This is a genomic window from Chamaesiphon sp. OTE_20_metabat_361 (genome assembly GCF_031364565.1).
In genome coordinates, this window is the sequence record NZ_JANLWO010000210.1 from 1 (window position 1) to 3015 (window position 3015).

Annotated in this window: 4 protein-coding genes; 3 read left to right on the top strand and 1 reads right to left on the bottom strand. The window is 48.2% G+C overall.

The annotated features are described in order from the left end of the window. A partial coding sequence (locus RMO35_RS05890) for an anion permease (RefSeq protein ID WP_309739274.1) occupies window positions 1-954 on the bottom strand: 954 nt, incomplete at its 3' end. Between the two features lie 304 nt (window positions 955-1258). Between RMO35_RS05890 and RMO35_RS05895 the strand changes: the two genes are divergently transcribed. From RMO35_RS05895 to RMO35_RS05905, 3 genes are all read left to right on the top strand, one after another. Next, entirely contained in the window at window positions 1259-1516 is a 258-nt protein-coding gene (locus RMO35_RS05895) for a hypothetical protein (protein WP_309739275.1), read from the top strand. Between the two features lie 133 nt (window positions 1517-1649). After that, window positions 1650-2420 (top strand): WecB/TagA/CpsF family glycosyltransferase, encoded by a 771-nt coding sequence (locus RMO35_RS05900; RefSeq protein WP_396135613.1) that lies wholly within the window; start codon window positions 1650-1652, stop codon window positions 2418-2420. 62 nt (window positions 2421-2482) lie between these two features. Continuing rightward, window positions 2483-3015 (top strand): CNNM domain-containing protein (locus tag RMO35_RS05905; RefSeq protein ID WP_309739279.1); only part of this gene is annotated, 533 nt, incomplete at its 3' end.

The window sequence follows — 3015 nt, forward strand, 5'->3', positions numbered from 1 at the left end:
CCAAATAGCTAGCCCCGTGACAATCCCCACGCCACCGAGTACCAGCACCCACAAGGGGATTTCTAAACTCGATTGAGGGACGGTACCAGTACTTTGAATATACAAGATGGTGGCTAACGGTGCGATCGCATTACCCACATCATTGGAGCCGTGAGCGAATGCCACACAACAAGCACTGAGTAATTGAAATCTCGCCAATTGACGCTCGACAACGGCGGGGATTTCGGACGATTTAACAGTAATAGTTGCTGCTCTGAGTCGCCGCCAACCTACCAACGTCATCGCCAGTGCCGCCATTCCCCCCAGTCCCAGGGAAAAATCATGCCGGGGGACAGCGGGTAAAAAGTCTGAGGGTAAAGTTTCCACAACAGTCGGTAAGACGATTACGCCAAATACCGCCACCAAAATCAGTGATAGCCAAGGTATCCAAGTATCGAGTTGGATTAACGGTTGCGCTTGCTCCAGAATCGAGCGTTTAATCAGTAAATAAAAGCCCGCAGCTACCGCCCCGCTCACCAGGGGCGTGACTACCCATGCCAGCGAAATCGTCCCCAGTGACGACCATTCTACCGCGCTCGACCCAGCGGCAACCCAACTAAATCCGGCGATCGCGCCAACTACAGCATGAGAAGAAGCAACTGGCAAATTTTTGGCAGTAGCAATTTGCAGCCACAATCCACAACTAATTAACACAGCCACCATACCCAGTAGTAATGTTTGCGGTTGACTGACAAATAAATCGGGATTGGCGATACTAATTGCCAAAGTTGACGATACCTGTCGCCCAAATAAGACCGCACCTGTAAATTCTAAGATGCCAGCAATGACGATCGCTTGTTTGAGCGTAATCGCTTTCGAGCCGACTGAAGTACCCATCGAGTTGGCAACATCATTCGCGCCTAAATTACAAGCAACATAGAGAGCCAAACAGCATACAAATCCAATAAATATCATCGATCGGTGTGAGAATGGGTAGAATTAGTATAGGGAATATAGTTCGATTTTAGTAGCGAGCTAACACGATCTCCTACGATCTGAGTCACCAGTCTTGACGCGATATTTCGTCCGATATGACTACTTTGTTTAGCTAGGTAAAAGCTCTCCTCATTCACCAAATGACAGCCATAATCGCAACGGTTCGATCGAGGGAGGAGAGCCGATGTAGCGATCCAATCTCCTGGGTGCGCCCTAAATCGATCGCTTCAGATGTAAGCTATCCCTAATATCTCAACTCTAAAAAAATCTCACCCCCACTTAAATGGCACAACACAATCCTCACAGCATCCAACTCCAAATTACTCGCATGTTTGAGAGCGGTCAATCGTTATTTGCGAAAACTAAAGTAGAGGATTGGCTCAAGCAGCGCAACGAACCACCATCAGACTATGATATTATCTTTGCCAAAAAGCCTGCTCCAGTAGGTTCTAGAGATGTCGTCGCGATCGAGATTCAGCTCCAGCGCAAAGACGGACAACCAGTAGACGAATGGTTGCTCTCGCAATTAAATGACACTTGATAGCGCGGGTTTTTTAGCGATTTTCTGGCGATCGATCTTGCTTTGCTTACTAGCAAATCCGATTGTCCCGACTCCCAGCAGCGATTTCTTTTCATTGACGATGAACATATTACCCCAGCACTCTACCAAATCTATGTCCGATCGCCTATCTACCCCTCTGCCACAATTCAAAATTCTCGGGCAACCCGTACACTTATCCCCCGATTATGTGCCGTGGCTGCTCGACAGATTGGAACAAGGCATCGGTACCCATGTCGTGACGATGAATGCCGAAATTGTGATCCAGGCAAGTCACGATCGCGAACTAGCGAATATCATTGCTAATGCCGACTTAGTGACTCCAGATGGCTCGGGAATTATCATGGCGTTGCGATTGCATGATGTCGAGCAACCCCGCTATGCTGGCATCGATTTGGGTGAAGATTTACTGCGTTTAGCTGGCGCACCAGAGCGTAATTATCCGGTTTTTTTCTATGGGGGTAAGCCTCAGATCGTCAAGCAAGCAGCTCAAAAGTGGCAAACTGACTTTCCAGATCTAAATATCGTGGGCATCGAGCATGGTTATCTGGATGCTCAAGACCAATCCAAATTATTGCACCAGATCCACACTACTCAGCCGAAAATCATCCTGGTGGCATTGGGAATGCCGCGTCAAGAGATTTGGATTCGAGATAACTTTCATCTGTGTCCACAGGCGATCTGGATTGGCGTCGGCGGTAGTTTTGATGTCTGGTCTGGCGTCAAAAATCGAGCGCCACAATACATCCGCAATCTCGATCTAGAATGGATGTATCGCATCGCCCAAGAACCCAGTCGCTGGCGGAGAGCCTTGGCTCTACCCAGATTTGCCATCCTGGCGATCGCCGAACGAATTTTCGGCAAGGATAAACTCACAGCTAACTAGAGATCGACCCGAAACAAGTACACTAGAAGACAGTATTTCAGACATCCTTCATTCTTGGTTTCATGTCCCTAACTGCGGAATTATTGCTGGTTTTCGTGCTGATTTTGTTCAATGCCCTATTCGTGATGTCTGAGATGGCGATCGTCTCCGCACGAAAAGTGAGATTGCAAGCAGCGGCAGATCGCGGCGACAGACGGGCTGGAATTGCATTGGGCTTGGCAATGACACCCGATCGCTTTTTGCCCACAGTTCAAGTTGGGATTACCTTGATGGCGATTTTATCTGGTGCGCGAGGTGAGAGTGCGATTTCAAGATTGCTAGCACCACCACTAGCACAACTGTTACCACGTGAGTATAGCGAATCGATTGCTTCGGTACTAGCAATTGTGTTCCTGACTTATCTGACTCTGATCGTCGGCGAATTGGTACCCAAACAGATCGCTCTCAACAGTCCAGAAACAATCGCCAGTTTTTTCGCCATCCCCATCGACTTTCTGGCGCGGGTATCGACACCATTAATTTTAGTGCTGAGCTATTCTACCAACTTTGTTGTCAAGCTATTTGGCATCAAGCGTACTACTCAACCAGAAGTCAC